Below are 1,399 nucleotides of genomic sequence, written 5' to 3'. Positions count from 1 at the left end.
CACTAGCTTTTATGTGATTAATTTCGATTTTTCTTCCTGTATCCAAGATTCAAAAACATCTGATACTGATAAATCTTCATTTTTTTCATACATTGCATCGTATCTGTAATTGCTTTTAAGACTATTATTTTTCACATCATATACCAATCTTATTTCAGTAGGTACTTCTTTAGAGTTCTCTTCAAAAAGTACTTCTATCTTTTCTGCATCCTCTATTCCATATTCTAATAGCGAGAATTGGATATCATCTGAATCATTAATTTTTTCTGACAAATACTCATTTACATCACTTTTCTCAGAAATGAATCCACCAATTTTATAAAAAACATCAAAAGAAACTAAACCATCCTCTAAAACCACATATATATAAACTGTCTCTGCTTTATTTTCTACATACTCGAGTGATAAAGAAATCATATCGGATTGAATATCCATCAATTGATCTTCGAATACTCTATTCATACTAACTACCTCTTATTGATATTTCTAATAATCTCTATTCTTGTTTTTCTATCAATTTTATATCGAACTTGAAATTTTGATGGCCTTAATGAGTTGCCATCATACTTAATTTTGACACTTACGCTAACTTTTTTATTATTCTTAAGTGCATTCATCCATTCTCTCTCAAGACGACGATACTCTTTCAAGTTAACATCTTTCGCCTGAGATAACAAGTTATCCAACTCAGGCGATCCACCAAATAAATCTCCAAATATATGACCCGCATGATCATCAGGTAATTTATCCGGTGTATTTCCTTTATGTCGTAGTCTACCATCATGTAGCTTTAATTGCAAGTTATCTGCGTACGCTTCACTAATACGCCCCAACTCGTCTGTCTGATATAAATAATTATGCTCTCCAGCCTGATATCGAACATTGGGCTTTAATTTCCTTGCACCGTCAAAGTGAGAACCATCTCGAAGTATATCACCGACCTTATCCGCTACTTTTCCAGCATCATCAGAAACTCTCACCACATCATCCGCATGTTTGCTAGAGAAGTGCATCACATCACGCAGAGTCTTACTCTCAACGCTGAAGGTAGGCATGGTTCCCATACCTCCCGCAAAGGCAAATGCCTTTTTACGAATGCCAACCGGGATTCGGGTGTCTAATAATTTCTCGCCAAATTTTCCAATGACATTATTGCTCTTAGACAGGATATTGTCAACCTTTGATCCCCATTTTTCAACATTTGCGAGAATTCTTGCTTTGGTACTGTTCTTGGCTAGGCTAATCATCTCAGCTACCTTAGCTCCTAACTTCGTACCCTTAGCCATCTTCCCTACAGCTGCTGGGCCGACAAAAAGACTGACAATCTCAAAGGTCAAGCCTCCTGCGTCATAGGCATCCATATGGGTAACTTTATCCCAGAGGGCTTTTCCTGTCTCCT

2 protein-coding genes are annotated in these 1,399 nt (G+C 36.7%); both read right to left on the bottom strand.

The window, feature by feature from the left end:
- Nucleotides 1-9 precede the first annotated feature (9 nt).
- A complete protein-coding gene (locus O3616_RS10005; protein WP_371638791.1) occupies nt 10-462 on the bottom strand; it encodes a hypothetical protein in 453 nt (150 codons plus the stop codon).
- 5 nt (nt 463-467) lie between these two features.
- Nucleotides 468-1,399 (bottom strand): DNA/RNA non-specific endonuclease (locus tag O3616_RS10000; RefSeq protein WP_371638790.1); only part of this gene is annotated, 932 nt, incomplete at its 5' end.

Source organism: Streptococcus sp. 27098_8_86 (assembly GCF_041432595.1).
Classification (GTDB): Bacteria; Bacillota; Bacilli; order Lactobacillales; family Streptococcaceae; genus Streptococcus; species Streptococcus pneumoniae_F.
This window is presented reverse-complemented; position numbering and strand designations above follow the sequence as displayed.